General features: G+C 60.9%; 20 protein-coding genes and 1 pseudogene. 7 read left to right on the top strand and 14 right to left on the bottom strand.

Annotation, left to right across the window (positions count from 1 at the left end):
* Position 1: 1 nt before the first annotated feature.
* From ACR0K1_RS01140 to ACR0K1_RS01125, 4 genes are read left to right on the top strand one after another with little or no spacing between them, the layout of a single operon-like run.
* Entirely contained in the window at positions 2–895 is an 894-nt protein-coding gene (locus ACR0K1_RS01140) for a 2-dehydro-3-deoxygalactonokinase (protein WP_480848258.1), read from the top strand.
* Positions 892–1,497, top strand: coding sequence for a 2-dehydro-3-deoxy-6-phosphogalactonate aldolase (locus ACR0K1_RS01135; RefSeq protein WP_480611571.1), 606 nt, complete (start codon positions 892–894; stop codon positions 1,495–1,497). Before ACR0K1_RS01140 ends, ACR0K1_RS01135 begins: the two co-directional genes overlap by 4 nt.
* A complete protein-coding gene (locus ACR0K1_RS01130) occupies positions 1,494–2,354 on the top strand; it encodes an SMP-30/gluconolactonase/LRE family protein (protein ID WP_480611572.1) in 861 nt (286 codons plus the stop codon). Before ACR0K1_RS01135 ends, ACR0K1_RS01130 begins: the two co-directional genes overlap by 4 nt.
* Complete coding sequence (locus ACR0K1_RS01125; protein ID WP_480848256.1) at positions 2,351–4,270, top strand: beta-galactosidase; 1,920 nt, start codon at positions 2,351–2,353, stop codon at positions 4,268–4,270. Before ACR0K1_RS01130 ends, ACR0K1_RS01125 begins: the two co-directional genes overlap by 4 nt.
* Before the next feature lie 29 nt (positions 4,271–4,299).
* Here ACR0K1_RS01125 and ACR0K1_RS01120 read toward each other — a convergent pair whose 3' ends face one another.
* The 14 genes from ACR0K1_RS01120 to ACR0K1_RS01055 all read right to left on the bottom strand — a co-directional run bounded on the left by ACR0K1_RS01120 (position 4,300) and on the right by ACR0K1_RS01055 (position 21,666).
* Complete coding sequence (locus ACR0K1_RS01120; protein ID WP_480848254.1) at positions 4,300–5,604, bottom strand: ABC transporter permease; 1,305 nt, start codon at positions 5,602–5,604, stop codon at positions 4,300–4,302.
* Positions 5,601–6,521, bottom strand: coding sequence for an ABC transporter permease (locus tag ACR0K1_RS01115; protein ID WP_480611575.1), 921 nt, complete (start codon positions 6,519–6,521; stop codon positions 5,601–5,603). The genes ACR0K1_RS01120 and ACR0K1_RS01115 overlap by 4 nt, the downstream gene beginning before the upstream one ends.
* Positions 6,522–6,533: 12 nt before the next feature.
* Positions 6,534–7,646 (bottom strand): ABC transporter ATP-binding protein, encoded by a 1,113-nt coding sequence (locus ACR0K1_RS01110; protein ID WP_480848251.1) that lies wholly within the window; start codon positions 7,644–7,646, stop codon positions 6,534–6,536.
* Positions 7,647–7,763: 117 nt separating this feature from the next.
* Positions 7,764–8,888, bottom strand: a complete 1,125-nt coding sequence (locus tag ACR0K1_RS01105; RefSeq protein WP_480611577.1) for an extracellular solute-binding protein — start codon at positions 8,886–8,888, stop codon at positions 7,764–7,766.
* A 137-nt stretch (positions 8,889–9,025) separates the two neighbouring features.
* Positions 9,026–10,999, bottom strand: coding sequence for a beta-galactosidase (locus tag ACR0K1_RS01100; protein ID WP_480848249.1), 1,974 nt, complete (start codon positions 10,997–10,999; stop codon positions 9,026–9,028).
* Positions 10,996–12,642 (bottom strand): amino acid ABC transporter permease, encoded by a 1,647-nt coding sequence (locus ACR0K1_RS01095; RefSeq protein WP_480611579.1) that lies wholly within the window; start codon positions 12,640–12,642, stop codon positions 10,996–10,998. The genes ACR0K1_RS01100 and ACR0K1_RS01095 overlap by 4 nt, the downstream gene beginning before the upstream one ends.
* Positions 12,643–12,707: 65 nt before the next feature.
* Complete coding sequence (locus ACR0K1_RS01090) at positions 12,708–13,457, bottom strand: basic amino acid ABC transporter substrate-binding protein (RefSeq protein WP_480611580.1); 750 nt, start codon at positions 13,455–13,457, stop codon at positions 12,708–12,710.
* A 31-nt stretch (positions 13,458–13,488) separates the two neighbouring features.
* Entirely contained in the window at positions 13,489–14,526 is a 1,038-nt protein-coding gene (locus ACR0K1_RS01085) for a LacI family transcriptional regulator (protein WP_480848246.1), read from the bottom strand.
* Positions 14,526–15,272 carry a sugar phosphate isomerase/epimerase family protein gene (locus ACR0K1_RS01080; RefSeq protein ID WP_480611582.1) on the bottom strand — a complete coding sequence of 249 codons (747 nt, stop codon included), beginning with the start codon at positions 15,270–15,272 and terminating at the stop codon, positions 14,526–14,528. The genes ACR0K1_RS01085 and ACR0K1_RS01080 overlap by 1 nt, the downstream gene beginning before the upstream one ends.
* A 71-nt stretch (positions 15,273–15,343) precedes the next feature.
* A complete protein-coding gene (locus ACR0K1_RS01075; RefSeq protein WP_480848244.1) occupies positions 15,344–16,423 on the bottom strand; it encodes an ABC transporter ATP-binding protein in 1,080 nt (359 codons plus the stop codon).
* A 3-nt stretch (positions 16,424–16,426) separates the two neighbouring features.
* Complete coding sequence (locus ACR0K1_RS01070) at positions 16,427–18,082, bottom strand: alpha-amylase family glycosyl hydrolase (RefSeq protein WP_480611584.1); 1,656 nt, start codon at positions 18,080–18,082, stop codon at positions 16,427–16,429.
* 9 nt (positions 18,083–18,091) lie between these two features.
* The gene (locus ACR0K1_RS01065) at positions 18,092–19,240 is read right to left on the bottom strand and encodes a carbohydrate ABC transporter permease (RefSeq protein WP_480611585.1); all 1,149 of its coding nucleotides are present in this window, start codon (positions 19,238–19,240) and stop codon (positions 18,092–18,094) included.
* 4 nt (positions 19,241–19,244) lie between these two features.
* Positions 19,245–20,252, bottom strand: a complete 1,008-nt coding sequence (locus tag ACR0K1_RS01060) for a carbohydrate ABC transporter permease (RefSeq protein ID WP_480611586.1) — start codon at positions 20,250–20,252, stop codon at positions 19,245–19,247.
* A 55-nt stretch (positions 20,253–20,307) separates the two neighbouring features.
* Positions 20,308–21,666 (bottom strand): ABC transporter substrate-binding protein, encoded by a 1,359-nt coding sequence (locus tag ACR0K1_RS01055; protein ID WP_480848241.1) that lies wholly within the window; start codon positions 21,664–21,666, stop codon positions 20,308–20,310.
* 207 nt (positions 21,667–21,873) lie between these two features.
* Between ACR0K1_RS01055 and ACR0K1_RS01050 the strand changes: the two genes are divergently transcribed.
* The 3 genes and pseudogenes from ACR0K1_RS01050 to ACR0K1_RS01040 all read left to right on the top strand — a co-directional run bounded on the left by ACR0K1_RS01050 (position 21,874) and on the right by ACR0K1_RS01040 (position 25,232).
* Positions 21,874–22,905 (top strand): LacI family DNA-binding transcriptional regulator, encoded by a 1,032-nt coding sequence (locus ACR0K1_RS01050; RefSeq protein ID WP_480848239.1) that lies wholly within the window; start codon positions 21,874–21,876, stop codon positions 22,903–22,905.
* A gap of 2 nt (positions 22,906–22,907) precedes the next feature.
* Positions 22,908–24,206, top strand: a pseudogene (locus ACR0K1_RS01045) (GH1 family beta-glucosidase); the annotation flags it as partial.
* Entirely contained in the window at positions 24,201–25,232 is a 1,032-nt protein-coding gene (locus tag ACR0K1_RS01040; RefSeq protein ID WP_480848584.1) for a glucokinase, read from the top strand. The pseudogene ACR0K1_RS01045 and the gene ACR0K1_RS01040, both read left to right, overlap by 6 nt.
* Positions 25,233–25,261: the final 29 nt, after the last annotated feature.

The raw sequence follows: 25,261 nt of genomic DNA, 5'->3' as shown, positions 1-25,261 counted from the left end.
GATGAACGTGGAATGGATCGCTGTCGATTGGGGGACCTCGCACCTGCGCGCCTGGGCGATGCAGGGCGATACAGTGGTGGATCAGGCGCAATCGGATCGCGGGATGGGCCGGTTGGCCAAGGGCGAATTTCAGGCGGCGTTGATGGATCTGGCCGAAGGCTGGCTGGGAAGCTCTCCGGTGGATGTCATTGCCTGCGGCATGGTGGGCGCGCGACAGGGTTGGGTCGAGGCTCCGTACAGCGCGGTTCCGTCCCCGCCAGTCCCGGATGCGCCGATCCGCGTGCCAGCCACCGACCCGCGCATCCGCGCCTTTGTGGTGCCGGGTCTGAAACAGGTCACGCCGCCGGATGTCATGCGCGGTGAGGAGACCCAGATAGCCGGTTTTCTGGCCGCGCGTCAGAACTGGGATGGCGTCCTCTGCCTGCCCGGAACCCATACGAAATGGGTGCAGGTCAGCGCGGGTGAGGTCGTCAGTTTCCGCACCTTCATGACTGGTGAGATGTTCGAACTGCTGCGCAAGCAATCGGTTCTGAAGCACTCGGTGGCCGAGGGGTGGGACGATGCCGCCTTTGCCGAAGCCGTCGCTGATGCATTGTCGAAACCCGAGCAGCTGGCGGCACGATTGTTTTCGCTAAGGGCCGCCGATTTGCTGGAAGGTCAGGACAAAGGCATCGCCAGTGCCCGCCTTTCCGGAACGCTGATCGGTGCAGAACTGGCCGCCACGCGTGCCTATTGGCTGGGCCAGCAACTGGCCATCATCGGGTCGGACACGGTCGCGAAAATCTACGCGCAGGCACTGCGTCAACAGGGTGCGTTTGTCGACACCGCGAACGCAACGCAAACCACATTGGCCGGTCTGGCACTGGCCCGAAACCTGACGAGGCAGACCGCATGAGACGTCCCATCATCGCCATCCTGCGCGGAGTGCAACCGTCCGAAGCCGAAGCGGTCGGTCAGGCCATCATCGACGCAGGCATCGACCAGATCGAGGTGCCCCTGAACTCGCCGGACCCGTTGCGCAGCATTGGCCTGATGGCCGACGCTTTTGGCGACCGCGCACTTGTAGGCGCTGGCACGGTGCTGACGCCGGAACAAGTTGAAGATGTCGCGCGGGTTGGCGGCAAACTGATCGTCTCTCCCAACTATGACGCCGAGGTGATCACCCGCACGGTCGCGCTTAACCTGCAAAGCTGGCCGGGTATTTATTCCCCGACCGAGGCGTTCGCTGCGCTGAAAGCCGGTGCAACCGGCCTGAAACTGTTCCCCGGTGTCATGGCCGGGCCGGCGGGCCTTGCCGCCCTGCGTCCGGTGCTGCCCGAAGGCACGCTTGTCTTTGCCGTCGGCGGAGCTGGTCCCGAGAATTTCGGGCAGTGGATCAAAGCCGGGGCCGATGGGTTCGGCATCGGTTCGGCCCTCTACAAACCCGGCATGAGTGTTGCGGACATTGCGGAGCGGGCGGCCAAAATCGTCGCCGCCTATGATGAGTCGGTGGGATGAGCTCTGTTTTTGACGACCGTCCTTGCGAACTGGGCGAGGGCCCCTTGTGGCATCCCGAACGGCAGCAGCTATTCTGGTTCGATATCATAAACAAGCGCCTGATGACGCAAGAGGGCGACGCCCCAAAACACTGGGATTTCGACGAACATGTCTCGGCTGCTGGCTGGGTTGATCGCGACACCTTGCTGATCGCGTCTGAAACCGGTCTCTGGCGGTTCGATCTGACGATAGGGCGGAAAGAACTGGTTGCGTCGCTTGAGGCTGACAACCCGGTCACGCGTACCAATGACGGGCGCGCTGACCCGTGGGGCGGGTTCTGGATCGGGACGATGGGCAAACAGGCTGAATCCGGCGCGGGCGCGATCTATCGGTTCTGGCGCGGAGAATTTCGACGTCTGGTGCCGGATGTAACGATCTCGAACGCGATCTGTTTCGCGCCGGACCGGTCCTGTGCCTATTTCAGCGATACGGCAAGGCAACAGGTCATGCGCCAGCCGCTGAACCCTGAAACCGGCTGGCCCGAGGGCGAAAGTGCCGTCTTTCTGGATTTGCGCGCTGACGGGCTGCACCCTGATGGCGCTGTGGTTGACGCGGCGGGCAACATCTGGATCGCGCAATGGGGTGCAAGCCGGGTGGCTGTTTACGACCAGACCGGAGTGTTTCAGAACGCCATCCCGGTTGACGCCGCGCATACCTCCTGCCCGGCTTTCGGCGGCGACAATCTGACCACGCTGTTCTGCACAACGGCCCGTCAGGGGCTGGGTGCGGAACATATCGAAGCCCAACCCTCGAACGGAATGACCTTTGCTGCATCCAATGCCGGGCAAGGTCAGGCGGAACACAGAGTCATCTTATGAAGCCGGAACTTGGCGTTTGCTACTACCCTGAACACTGGCCCGAAGCAATGTGGGCCGAGGATGCCGCGCGCATGGTCGAAACCGGCCTGACATGGGTCAGGATCGGAGAGTTTGGCTGGAGCCGGATGGAACCCACACCGGGCGACCTGTGCTTTGACTGGCTGGATCGCGCGATTGAGACGCTGGGCGCGGCGGGCCTGAAGGTGGTGCTTGGTACGCCCACCGCGACGCCTCCGCGCTGGATGTTGGACAAGTATCCGGACATGCTGGCCGTTGATGCGAATGGCAATCCGCGCAAGTTCGGCTCGCGCCGACATTATTGCTTTAGCCATCAGGGGTATATCGCCGAATGCGCGCGGATCGCGCGGATCATGGGCGAACGTTATGGCCGCAACCCGCATGTGGCCGCATGGCAGATCGACAACGAATATGCTTGCCACGAGACAACTGTCAGCTATAGCCAACCCGCCCTGCAGGCCTTTCGCAGATGGCTTGCCAAGCAATACGGCACCGTCGATGCGCTGAACGAGGCGTGGGGCAATGTGTTCTGGTCAATGGAATACAATGATTTCGCCCAGATCGACCTGCCGAACCTGACCGTGACCGAGCCCAGCCCGGCCCATGTGCTGGCGTTCCGGCGCTTCAGTTCGGATCAGGTGGTGGCGTTCAACAAGGCGCAGGTGGATGTTCTGCGTCCGTTGACCGATGCGCCGCTCTTGCACAACTACATGGGTCGCGTGCTGGAGTTCGACCATTTTGCGGTCGGCGCGGATCTGGATATCGCCACGTGGGACAGCTATCCGATCGGGTTCCTGTCCGATCGGCTCGAGGCGGATGAGGATCACAAGACTGCCTTTCTGCAACAGGGCGACCCGGATATGCAGGCCTTCCACCACGACCTTTACCGCGCCGTTGGGCGTGGCCGTTGGTGGGTGATGGAACAGCAGCCGGGTCCAGTGAACTGGGCCCCCTACAATCCGGCCCCCCTGCCCGGCATGGTTCGGTTGTGGTCGCTTGAGGCGGTGGCGCACGGGGCCGAAGTGGTCAGCTATTTCCGCTGGCGGCAAGCCCCATTCGCGCAGGAACAGATGCATGCGGGTCTGCTGGCACCGAACAACCGCGCGGCACCGGGCCTGTCGGAAGCACGGCAAACAGCGGATGATTTGGGGGGTCTGGGGGCGGTAAAACCCGGGAAAGCCAAGGTTGCGATCCTGTTCGACTATGCCTCGGACTGGGCCTGGGCGACGCAGCCGCAAGGGGCCGGGTTTGACTATTTCCGGCTTGTATTCTCAACCTACCGCGCGTTGCGCCGCGCCGGGCTGTCGGTGGATTTCGTCCCGCCGACGAACATACCGGCGGGCGGGTATAAACTGATACTCGCGCCCGGGCTGGCAACGCTGGAGGACGATCTGGCGCAACGGCTGATTGATGGCTGTGACCTCGCAATCCTCGGTCCCAGAACAGGAGCGATCACGCGGGATTTCCAAATCCCGCGACAGGGTCGTCCCGGCCTGAGTGGTCTGGACTGCGACGTCGATCTGGTCGAGACCCTGCCCCCAGATATCACCCGCCCGGTCCAAGGCGGCGGCGCGGCGCAGCATTGGATCGACCGTGTGTCAGGTGATGCGCCGGATCTGTTGTCATTTGCGGACGGGACTGCCGCGCTCAAGGGCATGGATGGTGTCTGGTATCTGGCAGGTTTCCCGGATGAAACCCTTTGGGACCGTGTCGTCGCCATGGCGGCGCAGGAAACCGGACTGGATCTGCACCCTATGCCCAATGGGCTGCGGCGCCGGGAAACGGCGGATCATGAGTTCCTGATCAACTACAATGCCGATCCTGTCGAGTGGAACGGCCACACAATCCAGGGTTGCGATGTTGCCATCCTGAACCGCACCCCGCCCGGACCGGCCTGAGGCCAATCCGGGCGGGTCCTGCGCCGCGATCAGTCGCTTTGCAGGGTGTTGGGATCAAAGGCCCCGCCGAAACCACCGTTGTTTGACGGCTGGTCTTCGCTTTCCGGAGCCTCCTCATCACCCTCGCCGCTCAACGTATTCGGAGCGAATACGTTGCCGAAGCCAGAGTTGTTGCCCTCGGCCTCCGGCTGCGCGTCCTCTTCCGTTGCGCCGGGCTGCAGATCGCCAGGCTCAAACACGCCTTCGAAGCGTCGCTTGCGCTCTTCCTCGCGCAGTCTGCGCTGCTCTTCGCGCTGCTGTCGCAACTCCTGAATACGCTGTTCCGCCTCGAGCTGCTTTTGCTCGCGTACATCGGCGATACATTGGCCGGGGTTATAAGCCGTTGCAGTGCCAACCACGGTGATCGTGGCGACAGCAAAAACGACAACCAGAACCGCCGCCATGTTTCCGGCGAAGAAACTGGGCAGTTTGATCTTGCCCGCCAGTTCCTCGACCGTGGCTTCCCTGCGCGCGGCTGCAACCAGTTCCTGACGTTTCAGCTTGGCTTCGTTCAGCAGGGCAAAGAACACGGTCAACGCCACGATGATGAAGGCCAGCGCCGAGATCGACGGCGTGATGCCATAGCGCACCTTTTGCGCCAGTTCGATGGTCAGTGTCGGGTATTCGCCAAAGGTGAAGGTGGTGGTGTTGTAGTTCTCGAACGAGGCAAGAAACGCCAGCACGGCAGCGCTGGCAATCGCCGGGCGCATGAACGGCAGCAGGATCTTGCGGAACGCCTGCGCATGGGATGCGCCAAGGTCCAGCGCGGCCTCGGTCAGCGCGATGTCATAGCGCTGCAGCCGCGCCACCAGCACCAGCATGCAGTAGCTGGCGATAAAGGTGGACTGGCCGATCACCGTCAGGAAAATCCCGTTCGACAGCACGCTATCCGCGCCCAGCCCCAGCATACGGTTGATCCGGTCCCAGAACACCAGTGTCGAGATACCCAGAACCACACCTGGGATCAGGATCGGCGCGATGATGATGGTGTAATAGGTCGCGCGCAGCTTGGGCCAGATCTGAGTCAGCATCAGCGCCCCCGCCAGACCCATCGCGACCGACAGAACCACCGTTCCGGCCCCGATGATCAACGAGTTCTTGATGCCGTTCAGAATGCGCTGATCCTGAAACAGCTCTCCGAACCATTGAAAGGTCAGACACTCCCACGGAGTCATCCGCGGGAACGAGGATGAGTTGAACGCCGTGACCGACATGATCACCAGCGGACCCAGCAGGTACAGGAAGAAGAGGGCCAAATAGACCCAGACGCTTACACGAAGGAACGACAGGTTCATTTCCCGATATCCCCCATGTTCACCTTGAACAGGCGCATCACCGCCAGCACGAACAGGATACAGGTCACCAGCAGCACGATGGCGTAGGCGGCCCCCTGCGGCCAGTCATTGTTGTCGTTGAACTGCTGATAGATCAGCTGCGTGAACCACAAGCTGGACGGCCCGCCCAGAATTTGCGGCGCGGCCAGCGCACCGGCGCTGAGCATGAAGACCATGGTGCAGCCCGAACTGATCCCTGGCTTGGCATAGGGGATCACGACCCGCCAGTGAATTCGCCACCATGGCGCACCCAGATCGCGTGCAGCCTCGATCTGGTTTCCGTCCAGGCTTTCGATGACGTTATACATCGGGAAGATCATCAGCAGGATGTAGGCGTATCCCAGACCGGCGTAGAGCGCGATGTCGTTGCGGATGAAGTCGAACGGCGTGTCCCAGATGCCCAGCCCCATGAACAGCGTGTTCAGTACTCCGGTCTCGCCAAAGATGATCCGCAGGGCAAAGGCGCGCAGGATCTCGTTGATCCAGTAGGGGATGATCAGCATGATCGCGAAGATACGGATATGGCTGCCCTTTGACTGGCCCAGATAGTATGCGATGGGGTAGCAGATGATCAGATTGAAGATCGTCACACAGACCGCGGCCAGCAGCGTCCGAAAAAATACCCGCAGATCGACGGTGTTATAGTCCTGACTGCCGCCTTCGGGGCCGTAGATCAGGTATTTATAATTCTCTAGCGTGTATACATCCTTTGGCCCGCCGATTTCAGGGGGCGGCAGGTTTGGGCGGAAGGAGAAGTCCAGCATCGACAGCTGCGGCAGGATGATCAGGCCAATGGTCCAAAACAGGACAAGGCCCAGGATCGCGATCCCCATGCCGGTGCCATTGCGGTTGAAGAAGTCTTTCAGGAACTGGGGCATGTGACCGACCCCTTATTCCGCAGCCAGTTCACCCGCCGGAACCAGAACCGCGTTGCGGGTCTCGTATTCCAGCGTGATGTTCTGGCCGGTGTGATCCTCGAAGGACTGGCCGAGGTTCGGCAGGGATACCTTGATCTCTTTGCCGCCGTCCCCTTCGGTGAAGATATTGAAGACGTTGCCCTCGAACTCTTCATGCGTCACGCGGGCGGTGACGAATTGGTCCCCGGACGCGCCATCAGGGGCGATGGCAAAGGCTTCGGGGCGGATGAACATCATCGCGTCGTCACCCACTTTCAGCTTGCCCTGATTGGCGGTCGAAATCCGCGCCACCAGATCGCCCGAACGGTTGGTTGCGATCAAAGCCTCGTTGCCCATGACCTGTTTGATCTTGCCACGGAAGACATTGTTTTCCCCCACGAAAGAGGCCGCAAAGGCGGTGTTGGGGTCGTTGTAGATGGTCTTGCCATCGGCAATCTGGTCGATCACGCCTGCGCGCATGACGGCGATGTTGTCCGACATGGTCAGCGCCTCGCCCTGATCGTGGGTGATGTAGATAAACGTGATGCCGACGCGCTGCTGGATTTCGCGCAATTCGGTGCGCATATGCTGGCGCAGCTTGAGGTCGAGCGCCGACAGCGGCTCGTCCAGCAGCAAAACGTCGGGCTCTGCACAAAGGGCGCGGGCGATGGCGACGCGCTGGCGCTGACCGCCCGACAGTTCACTGGGCAGCTTGTCGCCCTGCCCCGGCAGCGCGATCATGTCCAGCAGCTCATCCGCGCGCTTGCGCCGCTGGGCGGCGCTGGCCCCCTTGATCTCCATCGAGAAGGTGATGTTTTCCCACACTTTCATCAGCGGGAACAACGCGAGGTTCTGGAAGATCAGCGCGGTCGGGCGTTTGTTGGGCCCGATCCCGCGCATGTTGTTGCCACCGATCAGGACGTTGCCCTCGCTGGGTTCCAGAAACCCCGAGACCGCGCGCAGGATCGTGGTCTTGCCGCAGCCCGACGGGCCCAGAAACGAAAAGAAGTCGCCCCCGTTGATGTTGACGTTGGCATCGCGGACGGCGACAAAATCGCCGAAACGGATCCACAGGTTTTCCAGATCGACTCCGACCCCTGCACTCATGGCTGATATCTCCGTATTGGCCGGTTTTCACCGCACCACAGTAGGTCCCGGCACGCCCTTTAGACGCACGGGGGTAGAACCCCCCGCATCGCTGCGAGGGGCCAGTCTGCAAAGCGATCAGGCGCTTTTGAACTTGTTGACGAACTCGGTCCGGGTTTCCGCATACCAGGGCGCTTCGGCCGGCCACGGATTGAGGTTGGCCAGCGAGTCGCCCGGATAGGCCTCGGCAAAGTTCTTTTTGTAGGTATCGCCCGAATACTGGTCGGCACCCAGAACCGGCGAGTTGTAGCCGTGGCTGTCGATCGCCACACCGGCCGGTTTCGCCTGATAGGCGAAGTCGATAAAGGCGTAGACCTGATCGATATTGGCAGCACCGGTGGGCATCGAGATACCGTCCACCCATGCCATCGCGCCTTCGACCGGAGCCTGATAGTGCACCGGCTCACCTGCGGACTTCAGCGCCAGCGGCGGGCCATCCCAAGTCTGGCCGACAATAACGCCTTCGTTCAGCAGGCCGTTTTTCTGGGTGTCGGCGTCGTTCCAGATCAGTTTGATCCGATCCTTGCGGGCGATGCACCAATCGGTGATCTGGCCCCAGACTTTGCGCATCGTCTCTTCGTCGCCATACGCGGCCCAGACCGAACCGGGCTCCATCTCGCCTGCGCGCTCCATGTAAAGGCCAGCGCCCAGCATCATGGAATGCGCGCGGCCCATGGTCTTGCCGGCATTTTCTTCCGACCAGACGTCGCCGTACGAGGGCGCGTCGCCTTCCGGCAGCCACAGATCGGTGCGATATGCGATGCCTTCGGTGCCCCAGATATGCGGCAGCCAGTGCGAGCCGCTGCCTCCGAAATCCCACGCGTCGGTGCCGATTTTGGCCATCGCCGGGTTCACCAGATCAATCGGCACCTTGTTCATGTCGAAGGGCTGCAACAGTTCCAGCGGTTCCCACTGCAGTGACCGGTTGTTGGTGGGCGAGACGATGTCAAAGCCCTGACCCTTGGTGGCCTTCATCTTGTTGATGATTTCTTCGTTCGAACCGATGCCGGTGTAGTTCACCTTGATGCCGGTCAGGGTTTCGAACTCCTGAATGAAGGTCGGCGGCAGATAGTCCGACCACATCAGGATGTTGATCTCACCCGACGAGGCCAGCGCGCTTTTGCTGTAGAGCGGCGCCGCCAGAGCAGCAGCCCCCGCGCCCTTCAGCACCGTGCGCCTGGATATTGATTTCATGTCAGCCATTGTTTTTCCTCCCGATATTGGACTGATTCTTTTTGTTATTTTCTATTGATAGGACTTTCTGTGCGCGTTGGTCAGCCAAAAAGTGACAGTTCGCGAAATTCATAAGTCCAGATTGCCAGAGGCCCTGCAACACTGGTTTAGCCGGACGGCTCTTCCGCGTGCCAGATAGCAAGGCCATGTGGTGGAATCGGATCTTCGCCAACAAGCAGTTTCCTGTGCCCCTTGGGCAACGAAATCACCGTATCGCCGAAATTGAACGCAAATCGCAGACCGCCCCGCCGGGTTATCCGCAGGTCGGGTCCGTAATCCGCCCAATCAAGGCCGCACCAGTCCAGCACATCCTGAACGATTTCAGACAGCAACGCACCACGCGGCACCATCGCCAGATAAGTCGCCCGCTCGGACCGGACCACCGCCGGACTGCCGTTGCGATATGGGCTGACGAAGTGGCCAATGACGTCCCTGTCGGTCTCCAGAATCTCTCGCCAGCCCGTGAAGTCCAATTGTGCCCCGCCGGACAAACGCACGGTCTCCTGCGCCAAATCAGGCAGGGATTCCACGCGCAAGACACGAACGCCTGTCAGGTCGGCCAACGGCCCCGGTGCCAGATTGGCCGGAGTGTGCATTTGCAGCGTTTTGCTGCCGGATCGCGCTCCGACCAGCAATTTGGCTTTGCTGTCGCGCAGCTGTGCTGCAAGCGCGTCCGTCACGATCATGCTTTGCGGCAGCGCGATCAGAGTATACCCGCTCAGATCGTCATCGGGGCCGATGAAATCCAGATCAACGCCGCTTTGCGAAAAGGCCGTATACCACTCCCGCAGAATTTGCGCATTCGGGAATTCGTCGTCATGCGGCAGGATGTCGGCGGCCCAAATGGACGCATAATCGACCAGCATAGCCACTTTGGCCCGCCCCCGGGTTACGGGTGGCAAAACGCTTCGGTCTTTCACGATCTGCGCCAGTTCCTCTGCCGCCTGATCCCGGCTGTCATCCGATCTGAACAAGGCCGTATGATACTGTTCCTGCGCGCATTTCGCCTGCCGCCAGCGGAAGAACATCACCGCCTGTGCGCCATGCGCATAGGCGGTCCAGGTCCACAGGCGCACCATGCCGTCGGCGGGTGAAGGGTTCTTGTCGGCCCAGTCCACCGGCCCCGGCTGTTGTTCCAGAACCCACATCCGGCCTTTCCCCAGCGAACGGTAGAGGTCACAGTGGAACCCCTGATAATCCGGCGCGCCAGTGCGCAGGTAGCGGCGTTTTTCGGCATCAGACAGCGCCGAGCCCAGCAAATTGCCCAGCGGGTAGCTGTCAAACCCGGCGATATCCAGATCGGCTGCAACCGCATGGTGATCGAACTCGAAACTTCCGGCCATGAAGTTATGGGTGATGTCGCGGCCCGGGGCGTGTTCGCGCAGGATATCCACCTGCGCCCGGTTGAACAGCCGCACCCGGTCTGAGGAATAGCGCATGAAATCAAGCGCATGGGTCGGGTTCGGAGAGGCAACCAGCCCGTTAGGCAGTTCGATCTGATCAAAGCCGGAATAGACCGCGCCCCAGAACGTGGTGCCCCATGTCTGGTTCAGGTCTTCGATCGATCCGTACCGATCCGCAAGCCAGCGCCGGAACCCTTGCCGGGCCGCCTCGGAGTAACTGAGGGCGGTGTCGTGGTCGTTATATTCATTGTCGATTTGCCACGCGTGCACATGCGGGTTCCGGCCATAGCGGCGGGCGTATTCGGTGGCAATCCGGCGGGCCTCGGCCAGATAGGTCTCGCTGGAAAAGCAGTAGTGCCTGCGAGACCCGAAGCCGCGCACCCGCCCGTCGGGACCAACCGGTAGAATGTCCGGGTACTCGTCGATCAGCCATTTGGGTGGTGAGGCTGTGGGCGTCGACATCATGATGCGCAGCCCGGCCTGCCCTAATATGTCGATCACCTTGTCAAGCCAGTCCCACCGAAATGTTCCGCGTTCAGGTTCGATCAGCCCCCAGGTGAATTCGGCGATGCGCACCCAGTCCAGCCCCATCCCGACCATCCGCGAAGCATCCTCGCACCATTGAGAGGGGTCCCATTGTTCTGGATAGTAGCAGACGCCCAGTTCCAGCCTGCTCATCGGTGGTCCTTTGCGGTGCGGCGTTCGATCCACTTCAGGAAACTGGCGCAGCCAAGGGTGATGACGACATACAGGATCGCCGCCGTGTTGAACGGCGCAAAGGGCAGGAAGCTGGCGGCCTGAAATTCGCGCATCCGCTGGGTCATGTCGCGCACCGACAGGATCGACAGCAGCGATGTATCCTTGATCATCGCGATGAACTCATTGCCCAGCGGCGGCGTCACGATGCGCAACGCCTGCGGCAACACGATCAGCCGCGCGGTCTGCCAGCGCGACAGACCCAGCGAGCTTCCGGCCTCGAGCTGCCCCTTGGGGATGGCTTCGATGCCGGATCGGAAAATCTCGGCCATATAGGCGGAATACCCCACCGATATTGCGATGATCCCGCGGGTCATGTTCGTCATGTCGATGCCTCCGCCGGTGGCATCCTTGACCGCCCCGGCCAGCGGCAGGCCGATATACAGGATGATGACCAGCATCGGGATACCCCGGATCGTGTCCACGAAGAATTCGGCCCCAACGGCGAGCGGGTGTAGCTTGTGCTGGGCCCCGCCGATGGTCAGGGTCAGCAGCAGGAAGCCAAAGACCGCGAAGGCAAGCGCCGGATTGCGGTACTTGTCGGGCAGAAAGCTGGTCTGCCAGAGAACGGGATAGCCCTGCGTGTGCGCCTCGACCGGGACAAACGCGCCCGAGACACTGTCGACCGTTTCAATCTGTTCCAGCGCGCTGGCTGCATCCGTGGCGCTGCGGATGCGGTATTGCCGGTCTTCCCCGCCTTCGAATTCGCCAAACCTGATGATATCCGCCTGTGCCTGCGGCGTGCCGCGCACGATGGCAATACGGGCATCCGTGCTGCCGACGAGAACATAGTTCACTTGCGGCTGCATGAAGAAGAACGTGGAAACCGCCAACAAGGCCAGGCTGATCGACCCATAGACTACAGTTGTCCGGGCTTTCTGCTTGAAGGATTGCAGACCCACCCAGATCAGCCCGAGGATGGCTGCAAAGATGTAAGCGAAGATCGCCGCCCGGAAAGTGATCGCGACGCCCGTGGCGAATTGCCAATGCGCCATGAACAGCAGGTAGAACAGAGCCGCTCCGGTCAGGATTTCAAATCCCAATCGCGCATAGTTGCCCGGTTTCGCGGGCAGCCGCCCGGAAAGCAAAGACAGACCGACCAGAGCGGCGTAAAAAACCAGCAGAACCTGAAGCCCCAGCTGAACCTGCGCCACGACCTCGGGGAACAACACCCAGGTCTGGCTGGATCGATCGATCAGGGCCGAGGTGTTTTCGCTGAGGGCGTGAAAGAAGACCGACTCGGCGAATGGCATCAACACGTGCGGTGCGAGGAACCCCAGAACGGCCAGCCCAACCGCCGCCGGAAGCGCGGCCAGCGCCGAAAGGCGCAGCCAGACCGGGGCCTGCGCGGCAAACCGGGCGTGCCGGGCGCAGAGATATCCAAGAACAGCGACGATCAGGACCAGCAGGAACCCCACAAAGATCGGTCCTGCGTTGTTTCCGATCCCCAGAATGGCCACCAGCGACCTGAGGTATTTCGACGAGGTGGCGAACAGGTAGATGATGAACGGGGCGGCTGCGAGCAACACAAGGTTGCTCGGGCGGATCGAACGTAGGCGAGACATGGGGTTCTCCGCTGGGCTGTGGCTCCGGCGGCAGGAACCGCCGGGCCAGAGAAGGTTTCAGAGGCTCAGTCAGCGCCCCAGTATTTGCCGACCAGCGCATCCAGCGTGCCGTCTTCCTTGATCGCGGCCAGCCCTTCATTGATGGCGTCAACGGTTGCGTCGCCCTCCTGGAACACAATGCCCAGCGGGTCGGATTGCAGGCCGGTGATGCCAACGGTCAGTTCGCCCGCAAATTCCTGTTCATAGGCCGCGGCCGAGGTGCCATCGATGATCACACCCTGCACATCCGCGTTCTGCAGCGCCAGAATTGCCGCCGAAAAGTTGTCATACAGGCTGACATTCTCGCGCCCAACCAGTTCTTCGGCCAGTTGTGCATTGGTGGTGCCGGTCTGGGCCGCCAGTTTCTGACCGCCAGCCTTGAAGTCGTCCAGGGTCATATCGGCATTGTCGACCTGCAGCAGGACGGCCTGACTGACGACGATGTAGGGCTCGGAGAAATCCATCGTCTCTTCCCGTTCCGGCGTGATCGACACGCCCGAGATCACAAGGTCGAACTCGCCCTGTTGCAGCGCGGCAAAGATACCGTCCCATGCGGTGTTGACGAAGTTGGGGACGCAATTGACCTTGGCGCAGATCGCATTCATCACATCGACATCAAAGCCGACAATCTCGCCCGTCGTCTCATCGACCGTTTCCATCGGTGGATAGGTGGCATCCGTTCCGATCTTGAGCACACGCCCTTCCAGATCGGCGGCAAAGGCAGCCGGGGCCGTGATCGCGGCCAGGGTTGCGGCGGCTAGCAGTTTCTTGAACATGTCCGGTTACTCCTGTGTTGGGTCAGTTGGTTCACGCCGGTGCCGGCGCGGGTTTGTCAGGTTGCCGCTCGATGAAGGTGGCCCTGATCTTTTTCTGGGTCTCGGTCGGGTCGGCCCCGTCCAGAGATTTCAGCATGAATTCCCCCAGCAGGCGACTGGTTTCGCCAATCGGAACATAATAGGTGCTGGGAGGCGGGACAAAATACTGGCTGAGCCGCAGATCATCGGTCGAGATCACGACCACATCGCGCCCGACCTGAATGCCGGATTGTGCTGCAGCCGAAAGGGTGCCCAGCGTCATCGCCTCATTGGCGCAGATGATTGCGGTGGGACTGTCGGGCAGAAGTATCAGAGCGCCAAAGGCCCGCGCCCCGCTTTGCGCCGTGGTCGCGCCGTTGAAGACCAGCGCGGGGTCAAAAGGGATTTTGCTGGCGGCAAGCGCGTCGGAATATCCCTGCTGCCGTTGCGTGGCGTAAACCAATTCTGCCGGTGGATTGACCAGAGCAATCCGTTTGTGCCCAAGCCGCAGCAGCCGGGCGGTGGCCTCATGCGCTGCGGTCTGGCTGTCGAAATCGACGAACGCGTGGGGAATGTCGCTGTCGCTCATGCCATAAGTGACAAAGGGAAAATCCTGCGCCTGCAGGTAAGTAATACGAGGGTCGTTGTGCCGCGTGCCCGAGAATATGACGCCATCGGCCAGCCCTTCTTGCACGATACCGCGCAGGGTCTCCATCGAGTCTGGAAGGCTGGCAACGCTGAAAACGCTCAGATCATACCGTGAGCCCTGCAGGGCGGCGGCAATCCCGGCCAGGATTTGGGTGAACTCCACCCCCTCCCACTCCTCGGATGCGTCTGCTGAGACACCGACCAGCACCGCAATCCGGTAGGATTTGTTGGTGCGCAGTTTGAGCCCGTCGAGGTTGACGCGATAGCCAAGACGGGAGGCAACCTTTTGTATGTCGTCGCGTGTCTCGGCTTTGACCGTTTCCGAGCCGCGCAAGGCGTTCGAAACCGTGCCGACGGAATAGCCCGTCAGCTTGGCAATCGATTTGATCGTGGGCCGCGCCATCACGCGACCCGTTCCAACTGTTCCATCAGGAACTGCCGCCCCTTTTCCAGCGTGCGCTTGGGGTCTGGCGAGTCATCATGTTCGACAAACAGGTCGGTGCAACGGGTGGCGCGAAGCGATCGGAGAACGGCGGGCCAGTCCACGACCCCATCCCCTAGATCGCACCAACGTGCGTCACCCTGTTCTGCCGGATTCACATCCTTGGCGTGGATCGACAGGATACGGTCGCTATGGTGTCGGATAAGGTGCGCAGGGTCCAGCCCGGCGGCCACCAGCCAGCCAATGTCAGGTTGCCAGTAGATTTCGGGCTGCGACAGGATCAGATCCAGCGGCGTTTCTCCGGCGTCTCCGATCACATCGAAATCGTGGTTGTGATAGGCCAGTTTCACACCCTGCCGGGACAGGCGTTCCGCCCACTCGGATAACTGGCCCGACACTGCTATCCATCCCTTTGCAGTGCCGGGCCGCGCCTCGGGCGCCAGCCAAGGCATGACGGCCACTGGGCATTCCAGAAGGTGCAAAACTTCCAAAATCTCGGGAAACCGGTCGTCGAACTCTTCCCAGTCGAAATGGGCGGATCGCACACGCAGGTCGGATTGCCGGACAAGGCTTGCCATTTCGCCCGGCGACAAATGGTGCAGGCCAGTCGTTTCGACATCGGTAAAGCCGCACGCCGCCGCAAGCTGCAGCTGATCGCTCAGATCACCGCAATGCCGGACCGTATATAGCTGCGCCGAAACCCGCATTTCCCACCATTGAAACGTTTCAATTATGGTGAAACAGGCAAACCCGCGTTGTCAAGCGCCGCGAAACGGCGCTAGCGCATGGACATTCCGTTATGGAACAGGTGCACTTTCTCGGGGCTGGCCGTGACCGAAACACTCTGCCCCCGCAGGTTCCGCTGCACACCCGGCAGTTTTGCGATGACCTGATCCGCGCCGCCCGTGTTAGCGAAATACAGCAAAGTGACTTCTCCCAGAGCTTCGGTGAAATCCACCTCGCCCGTCAGAATTGGGTTGCTGTCGGTCATGACATAGTCTTCGGGCCGGACACCGATATTGACCTGTTTGCCCTCATCCGCCGCGTTCGTCGGAATTGCCGAAACGGCGACCCCACCGGCATCCAGCGCCACAGTCGTCGTCGCCCCTGTACCGGTGATCTTGCCGGGCAACAGGTTCATGGCTGGCGATCCGATGAACTGCGCGACAAATTCATTGTCGGGCGTCTCGTACAACTCCAGCGGCGTTCCGACCTGAGCAATGCCCTTGTTGGCCAGAACCACGATCCGGCTGGCGAGCGTCATCGCCTCGACCTGATCGTGGGTCACGTAGATCATCGTGCTGTCGGGCATCGCCTCTTTCAGCCGCGCGATCTCGATCCGGGTGGCAACGCGCAGCGCGGCATCGAGGTTCGAGAGCGGTTCGTCAAACAGATAGACCTTGGGGTCCCGCACGATCGCCCGCCCGATGGCGACGCGCTGGCGCTGCCCGCCGGACAGGGCTTTGGGCAAGCGGTCAAGGAACGGATCAAGCTGCAGGATACGGGCGGCGCGGTCAACTGCGGCGTCAATCTCGGCCGCGGGCAGTTTGGCGATTTTCAGTGCAAAGGCCATATTCTCGCGCACGGTCATGTGCGGATACAGAGCGTAGGACTGGAACACCATCGCGATACCACGTTGGGCGGGCGGCACGTCATTCATGACCTGCCCTTCGATCTCAAGCGTGCCACCGGTGATCTTCTCAAGCCCCGCGATCATCCGCAGCAAAGTGGATTTCCCGCAGCCCGAGGGGCCGACAAAGACGATCAGTTCGCCCTGTTCGATGTCCAGATCAATATGCTTCAGGACATCAACCGGCCCGTAAGATTTGGCCACATCCGTGAGTTTGAGTTCCGACATGGCTTACCCCTCGTCCCTGATCAACAGGCAGAACTGAGCTGCGTTCAGCGTGACTTTGCCCTGACCTTCGATTCCGCCCAATTCCTGACCGATGACACGCCAGTCACCGGTTGGCAGAGTGACCTCGCTTGGCTCAGAACCCAGGTTGAAGGCGCAGAAAACCTGCTCAGCCGCATCTGTGCGCAGGAATGTCAGCACAGGTCCGGATTGCGTCATCTCTGATTGCGCGCCGGATGCCAATGCAGGGTGTGCGTGGCGCAGCGCTATGGCCCGGCGATAGAAATGCAGCATCGATTGGGGGTCATGCTCCATCCGGTCGACGGCGCGTTCCGCTTGCGGGGCGCTGACCGGCAGCCATGGAGAGCCGGTGCTGAACCCGGACTGCTCATCCTGCGCCGCCCAGACCATCGGGGTCCGGCACCCATCGCGGCCTTTGTATTCGGGCCAGAACTCAATGCCATAGGGGTCCTGCAACTGCTCAAACGGCACGTCGGCCTCGGGCAGGCCCAACTCCTCGCCCTGATACAGGCAGGCCGAGCCGCGCAGACACATCATCAGGACCGCATGCTGACGAATGGCGGCCTCATCCAGATTCCAGCGCGAGGCGTGGCGTTGCACGTCATGGTTGGAGAACGCCCAGCAGGGCCAGGCGTCACCGGCCTTGGCCTCAAGTTCATCGAACACATGCTTGGTGTAAGAGGCTGTCAGCGCGCGCTTTTCCAGGAACTCGAAGGCATAGCACATATGCATCCGCTTATCGCCGGTTGTGTACTCGCCCATGATCTCAAGCCCGCGTTGGGCATCGCCGATCTCACCCAGACAGGCGCGGCCTTCATATTCATCGGTAAGGGCACGCAGCCGTTCAAGGAAGGCAAGGTTTTCGGGCTGGCTTTTCGAATACAGGTGATCCTGATGGTTATACGGGTTGACCTGCGGCGCGATCGAGGCGTTGCGCTGGTCCAGCGGCAGTGCCGGATTGTCGCGCAACTGCTTGTCGTGGAAATAGAAGTTGATCGTGTCCAGCCGGAAACCATCGACGCCCATCTCAAGCCAGAACCGCGCCACGTCCAGCAGCGCGTCTTGCACCTCAACGCAATGGAAATTCAGATCCGGTTGCGAGGTCAAGAAGTTGTGCAGATAATATTGCTGGCGGCGCGAATCCCACTGCCAGGCCGGGCCGCCAAAGATTGACAACCAGTTATTCGGCGGCGTGCCATCCGGCTTCGGATCGGCCCAGACATACCAGTCGGATTTCGCATTGTCCCGGCTGGCACGGCTTTCGCCGAACCACGGATGCTGGTCCGATGTGTGCGACAGCACGAGGTCGATCATCACTTTCAGCCCCAGCGCATGCGCCTGATCCAGCAATTCCTGAAAGTCACTTAAAGACCCGAACATCGGATCGACGTCGCGGTAATCGCTGACATCGTAGCCGAAATCCTTCATCGGAGATTTGAAGAACGGCGAAATCCAGATCGCATCGACGCCCAGCGACGCGATATAGCCCAGCCGCTGGGTGATGCCTTTCAAGTCCCCGATCCCGTCGCCATTGCTGTCCTGAAAGCTGCGCGGGTAAATCTGATAGATCACCCCGCCGCGCCACCAGTCGGACGCTGCTTTGGTTACACGGGAAAGCTCTACGGTGTTCTGCACGTTCATCAGACGCCTCTATTTAACGGACCCGGCCAGCAGGCCGCGGACCAGGTATTTTTGCATTGCGAAGAAAACGACCAGCGGCACGGCAATCGATACAAAGGCCGCTGTGGCAAGGATTTCCCAGTTACCCCCACGCGTGCCCAGCAGTTCGACGATGCGGTTGGTCATGACCGTGGTCTGACCCGTGGCATCGATCAGGAACACCTTGGCGACCAGCAGGTCATTCCATGTCCAGAGGAACTGGAAGATCGCAAAGGATGCCAGTGCCGGAAAACTGAGCGGCAGGATCAGTTTGGTGAAAATCTGGAACTCGGTCGCGCCATCGACCCGCGCGTTCTCGATCAGGTCGCGGGGCAATCCGGCCATGTAGTTGCGCAATAGGTAAATCGCCAACGGCATCCCGAACCCGGTATGGGCCAGCCAGACCCCCAGATAGCCTTTGCCGATCCCGATATTCAGGTGGAACTTCAACAGCGGGATCAGCGCCAGCTGCAACGGCACCACCAGCAAGCCGACCACCGCAGCAATCAAAAGCGCACGACCGGGAAAGTCCATCCACGCCAACGCATAAGCCGCGAAAGCTGCAACGAGGATCGGAATGATCGTCGCCGGAATCGTCACGGTCAGCGTGTTGAAAAAGGCCTTGCCCATACTGTCGGTACTGCTCTGATCCAGCAGGACTTTCTGGTAGTTCTCAGTGGTGAATTCGGGCGGCAGTTCGGCGGTCACAAAGATACGCGCGCCGCGATTGCCGGTGAACTCTTCGGTGTTTTCCATCCGGTAGTTGCCCTCGGCATCCACGGTGATGGTGCCACCCCGGCGCAGCTCGGCGATATCGCCGGGCGCATAGGCGTCAACGTCGCGCGAACTGATGCCCCAGCGCGAGATAACGGCCTGCTGGTCCCCATCGAACAACTGCCCTTCGATCACGTAAACGCCGTTTTCCAGCACCTGCGTCTCGGGCGCTGCGCTGCGCAGGGTCAGGTTCTGCTCGGACGGGAAAAGAGAACGCCACCAGCCGCTGCCGGAAATCTGATCGGCCGTGCGGAAGGACGAGATCAACAGGCCAAGCGTCGGAATGATCCACAAGACGACCAGAAAAACGACCGAGGCATGGACGACCCAGCGCAGCGCCGGTTTGGTTCCTGCAATATCGTTCATCGCCCTACTCCATTTCCTTGCGCGCATTGCGCACGTTCCAGACCAGGATCGGAGCCACCAGCAGCATGATCACCATGGCCGAGGCGGACCCGACGCCCCAGTCATTGGCGCGGAACAGTTTGTCGTACATGTAATTGGCCAGCACCTGCGTCTCCCACTGGCCGTTGGTCATGGCGAACACGATGTCGAAAACCTTGAGCACGGTGATGGTGATGGTGGTCCAGACGACCAAAATCGTAGTTTTGATCTGCGGCACCTTGATGCGGAAGAAAATCTGGAACGGGTTTGCGCCGTCCAGAATGGCGGCCTCGATGGTTTCTTCGGGGATGCCGCGCAACGCGGCGGACAGGATGACCATGGCAAAACCGGTTTGAATCCAGATCAGCACGATCATCAGGAAGAAACTGTTCCAGAACGGAACCGTCAGCCATGTTTGCGGCTCGGTCCCGCCAAAGAAGATATAGAGCGCGTTCAGAATGCCGATCTGATCCTGCTCCGCCGGACGGGCGTCGTAGACCAGTTTCCAAATCACCGAGGCGCCCACGAATGAGATCGCCATCGGCATGAAGATCAGCGATTTGGCAAAGTTGCCCCAGCGGATGCGGTCGGTCAGCTGCGCTACCAACAGGCCAAAGGCCGTGGACATGGCAGGCACAACGATCAGCCAGAACATGTTGTTGCGCATGGCTTCCCAGAACTTCGGCTCAGCCGCCATCTGGGTGTAATTGTCCAGACCGACCCATCTGTACCCGCCGCCGGGCACACGTTCCGTGAGTGACAAGCGCAACGTTTCAACAACCGGATAGGCCAGATACAGGCCAAGCGCGGCAAGCGCCGGGAACAGAAACAGCCAGGGCCGGATCATGTTCGCCCGATTGATATTGCGGCCCGCATTTGGCCCGCGCGGCGGGAACAGGACTTTGTCCAGAAACTGGTTCGAGAGGTAGAAATAGCCTACGCAGCCCGACACGCCGATGGCGATGGTCAGCAGGCCCTGAAGTGCCGGAGTCATGACGCCCTCGTCCGTTGAAAGGCGGGACGGCGTGAAGACCGCCCCAAACCTTTGGTTACTTTGCTGCGTCCCACGAAGACTGGATTTCGCTGGCAACAGTCGCCGCGTCCTTCGCGCCCGAGGAATAGTCGACCATGCCGGTCCAGAACGTCCCTGCCCCGACCGCGCCGGGCATCAGGTCCGAACCGTCAAAGCGGAAGGTTGTGGCATTGGTCAGAATCTCACCCTGTCCGCGCTGGGTGTCGTTCGAGTAATTCTCGGGGTTTGCGCCAAGGTGCGGGGTCAGGAACCCGTCCTGCGACATCATGATCTCATGCGCGAAGGGGGTCTTGAGGAATTCCATGAATGCCTCGGCCGCCGGGCTGGCGTTGGTGATCGTGAACAGCGTTCCGGCGCCCAGAACCGGGGTGCCCAGGTCCTTTTCGGCATAGGCCGGGAAGTAGAAGAAATCCGCATCCACGCCCAACTCAGTCCCTTCCGGGAAATAGGCCGGAATGAACGACGCCTGACGGTGCATCATGCAGGCCGGCGGGCTGTCGAACAGGCCTTTGGGGCTGTCGCGGAAGTCGATGGCCGCGGTGTCGTCCGCGCCGCCGACAACGTAGTCGTCAATGCGGGTAAAGCTGCCATATTCCTCGATCGCGGCGATGACGCGCGGGTCGTCGAACTTCATGTCATTCGACACCCAGTCGTCATAAACCTCGGGCGGCTGGGTGCGCAGCATCAGGTCTTCGACCCAGTCGGTCGCAGGCCAGCCGGTCGCCCCGCCAGACGCCAGACCGACGCAAAGCGGCGTCTCGCCGTCTTCGACCATCTGGTCCATCAGCGCCTTGAAGTCTTCCATCGTCTCGGGGACCTCATAGCCGAAATCCTCGAAGTTTTCGGGGATGTACCAGACCAGAGATTTGACGTTCACGTTGAAGAAAAAGCCGTAGAAGCCGTCTGCGCCTTCGGCGTTCTCAAATGTCCCCAGATCGACCCAGGACTGACCGGCGGCGAAGTTTTCCTTGATCCAATCCGCCGACCCTTCCGGCAGCGGCGTCAGATAGCCGTTCTTGGCCATATTCGCGGCCAGCCCCGGCTGCGGGAAGACCGTGAGGTTCGGTGCGGACCCGGCAGCGGCGTCGATCAGGATCTGCTGTTCCAGCGAGTCCGATCCCACATAACTGGAATTCGCCCCCGTCGCCGCGTCGAAATAGGCGACCAGATTTTCGAACGATTTCCCCTCACCCGCCAGCCACGGACCGAAGATTGTCAGGCTTTCGCCGGACAGGTCGGTCGCATCGGCAAAGGCCTGATAGCCGTCCCAGTCAAAGCTTCCCTCACCCGCGGGGTGGATCAATTCACCCTGCGCCTGTGCCGCCCCTGCCATCAGGGCGAGCGTCGCCGCACCTGCATAAAGCGCGTGTTTCATGAATAGTCCTCCCGACGATATCATGCGCATCTGGATTTTTCCAAAGCGCTTTGGATGATTGGTGTTATCCGCTAACATTCACGCTCTGTCAACATTCTGTTTCCACTTAGCCATAATATTAACATTCTTGGCAAAACGGGTTGACGGAATGGGAAATTGGCCACAATACAGAAAAGAGCACTCGTTTGAAGGCGCTTTGAGATCGAAATGAACCTGAAGCAACTCTCGGAAATCCTTGGCTTGTCGCAGACAACCGTCAGCCGCGCGCTGAACGGCTATCCCGAGGTGAGCGAGGATACGCGGGTTCGCGTTCAGGCCGCAGCCGCCAAACATGGCTATCGCCCGAACAGCCGCGCCAAGGGGCTGGCGACAGGGAAATCCATGGTGATCGGGCATGTGATTCCCAGCTCATCCCAGCATGAAATGGTGAACCCGATTTTCGGGGATTTCGTGGCCGGTGCCGCGCGCAAATACGCGGAACATGGCTACGACATGATGTTCACCAGCGCCGATGACACCTCGATTGAAGAGGCGTATCGCAGCCTGTTTCAACGCGGTGCCGTGGATGGCGTCGTGCTGCAGGGGCCCAAGGTGAACGAACACCGGATCGAGGTTCTGAACCGCATGTCCGTTCCGTTCATCGTGCATGGACGGTCGACCGGCATCACCGTCCCCTATGACTGGGTCGACGTGAACAACAAAAGCTCGTTCCTGCGGGCAACCCAGTTTCTGATCGATCTCGGCCATCGCCGCATCGCGCTGATTAACGGGATCGAGGATATGGATTTCGCGCAACGGCGGCGCGAGGGGTACCTTGAGGCGTTGCAGCAAAGCGGCGTGGAGCCCGACCCGGACCTGATGCGCAGCGCCGAAATGACCGAGGTCTATGGCCATCACGAAACCCGCGACATGCTGCGGCTGGCCAACCCGCCAACGGCCATATTGTGCGCATCGATGATCTCGGCCATCGGGGTGCGCCGCGCGCTGGACGAAGCCGGGTTTCAGATGGGGCGCGATGTGTCGGTCATCGCCCATGACGATGACCTGTCCTACCTGAAAAACGGTCAGGATATACCGATATTTACCGCCACGCGCTCATCTGTCCGGCGGGCCGGTGAGTTTGCGGCGGACATGCTGATCGAACGGATCAAATCGCCGGGCGATCCGATCAAAACTAGATTGCTCGAGGCGGAACTGGTAGTTGGCCGGTCAACCGGCCCCGCCCCTAACAGGTTCTGAACATGAAATATGCCCGCAGCGATTTTCCCAAGGATTTCCTCTTTGGCGTGGCGACCTCGGCCTATCAGATCGAAGGCCACGCGCAGGGCGGTGCGGGTCAGACCCATTGGGATACATTCGCGGCCTCACCGGGCAACGTGGTTCGGGAAGAAAACGGCGATCTGGCCTGCGATCATCTAAACCGGTTCGAACAGGATTTCGATCTGGTGCGCGAGGCCGGGTTCGATTGCTACCGGTTTTCGACCAGCTGGGCCCGCGTGCTGCCCGAGGGGCGCGGTCAGGTCAACCAAGCCGGTCTGGACTATTACGACCGTTTGGCCGACGCGCTGCTGGAACGCGGCATTCGCCCCTGCGCGACGCTGTATCATTGGGAGCTGCCTTCGGCACTGGCCGATCTGGGCGGTTGGCGGAACCGGGATATCGCCGGATGGTTTGCCGACTTTGCCGAGGTGATCATGGGCCGCATCGGCGACCGGATGTATTCTGTCGCGCCGATCAACGAACCCTGGTGCGTAAGCTGGCTCAGCCATTTCGAAGGCCACCACGCGCCGGGTCTGCGCGATATCCGCGCCGCGGCCCGCGCGATGCATCACGTTCTGCTGGCCCATGGCCGCGCCATTCAGGCGATGCGCGGGTTGGGCATGTCCAATCTGGGCGGCGTGTTCAATCTGGAATGGGCCGAACCCGCCGATGACAGCCCCGAGGCACGGCAGGCCGCAGACCTGTATGACGGAATTTACAATCGGTTCTTTCTGGGCGGCGTGTTCAAAAAAGCCTATCCCGACAATGTGTTGAAAGGGCTGGAGCCTCATCTGCCCTCCGGTTGGCAGGATGATTTCGACACCATTGGAACGCCGGTCGACTGGTGCGGGCTGAACTACTATACCCGCAAGCTGATCGCCCCGGCGGGTACCGCATGGCCCGGTCTGACCGAGGTTCCGGGCACGCTGCCCAAAACCCAGATGGGATGGGAAATCGACCCCGCCGCCCTGACCCGTTTCCTGACGCGGACGTGTCGGGAATACACCGGGGACCTGCCCCTCTTGGTGACCGAGAACGGCATGGCCAGCCCCGAGAGGGGGCAGGATGATGACCGGATCGACTATCTGAACAGCCATCTGGCTGCGGTACAGGACGCACTGAATCAAGGCGTTCCCGTTAATGGCTATTTCATCTGGTCGCTGCTGGACAATTACGAATGGGCCTTTGGCTACGAGAAACGCTTTGGTCTGGTGGATGTGGATTTCGAAACGCTTGAGCGGACCCCCAAAGCCTCGTTCCATGCCGTGAAATCGATGCTGGGTGCCAGTAAGGTTTCCCTACCGCTGGCGCAACCGGCAGGTGCGGTGCATGAGCACTGGAATCTTGTTGCGGATGTCGGTGGCACGAACACCCGCCTTGGCGTGGTTTCCAACGGAGAGTTGGTCGATCTGCGTAAGCATCCGACCGGGTCTCTGCCTGATCTGCTCGAGGCGTTTCACAGCCTGCGCGACGACATCGGAACCGACCCTCAGGCGGTTGTGGCCGCCGGGGCCGGGCCGGTGCGGGACGGCGTGATCCGCCTGACCAACGCCCATCTTGACCTGTCCGAGGTCGAGCTTGCGCAGGCCACAGGCGCGAAGAATACGTTTGTCATCAATGATTTCACCGCCGCTGCCTGGTCCGTGGCCGAGGTGACACGCGCCGATGTGGCGGTTCTGCAAGGGCACGACACGCCGCCAACAGGAACCCGCCTTGTCGTGGGGCCCGGCACGGGGCTGGGCGTTGGCGCGCTGCTGTATTCGGAAGGTCATTATCACACTGCCTCGGGCGAAGGCGGCCATGTGGGCCTGTCTCCGCGCCATCGGGATGAGGTGGATGTGTTCGACGCCGCCCGCCGCATCTCGCCCGAGAGTTTCTTTGACGACAGCCTGATGCTTGAGGCTGAAATGTTCCTGAGCGGCACGGGCCTGCCGGTCCTCTATCAGGCCGTTGGCATAGCAAGTGGCCAAACCGACACGCCGGTGCGGACAGCCAAGGACATTCTGCAGGATGCCCGCGATGGCTCTGACCCCATCGCCGCCAAAGCGGCACAGATGTTCACATGGCATCTGGGGGCTTTGATGGGCGACATGGCGATGACGCTGATGCCGACCGGAGGGGTGTTTCTGGTCGGCGGTGTGGCCGAAAAGAACCGCTGGCTTTTCGGCGATACGTTCCGGGCGGCTTTCAACGCGGGCGGGCGGTTCAGCGATTTGCGCCGCTCGATGAACCTGTATGTGTCGGAACAGGCCGAATTTGGCATTGTTGGCGCTAACAATTTCTGCAAAAATGCGCTCGCGCGGTAGACTGGCCGCCTGAACTTATTTTTGCGGAA

The organism is Ruegeria sp. F5 (assembly GCF_056533845.1).
The sequence above is the reverse complement of the archived record's forward strand: the minus strand, read 5'-3'. Positions and strand labels throughout refer to the sequence as shown.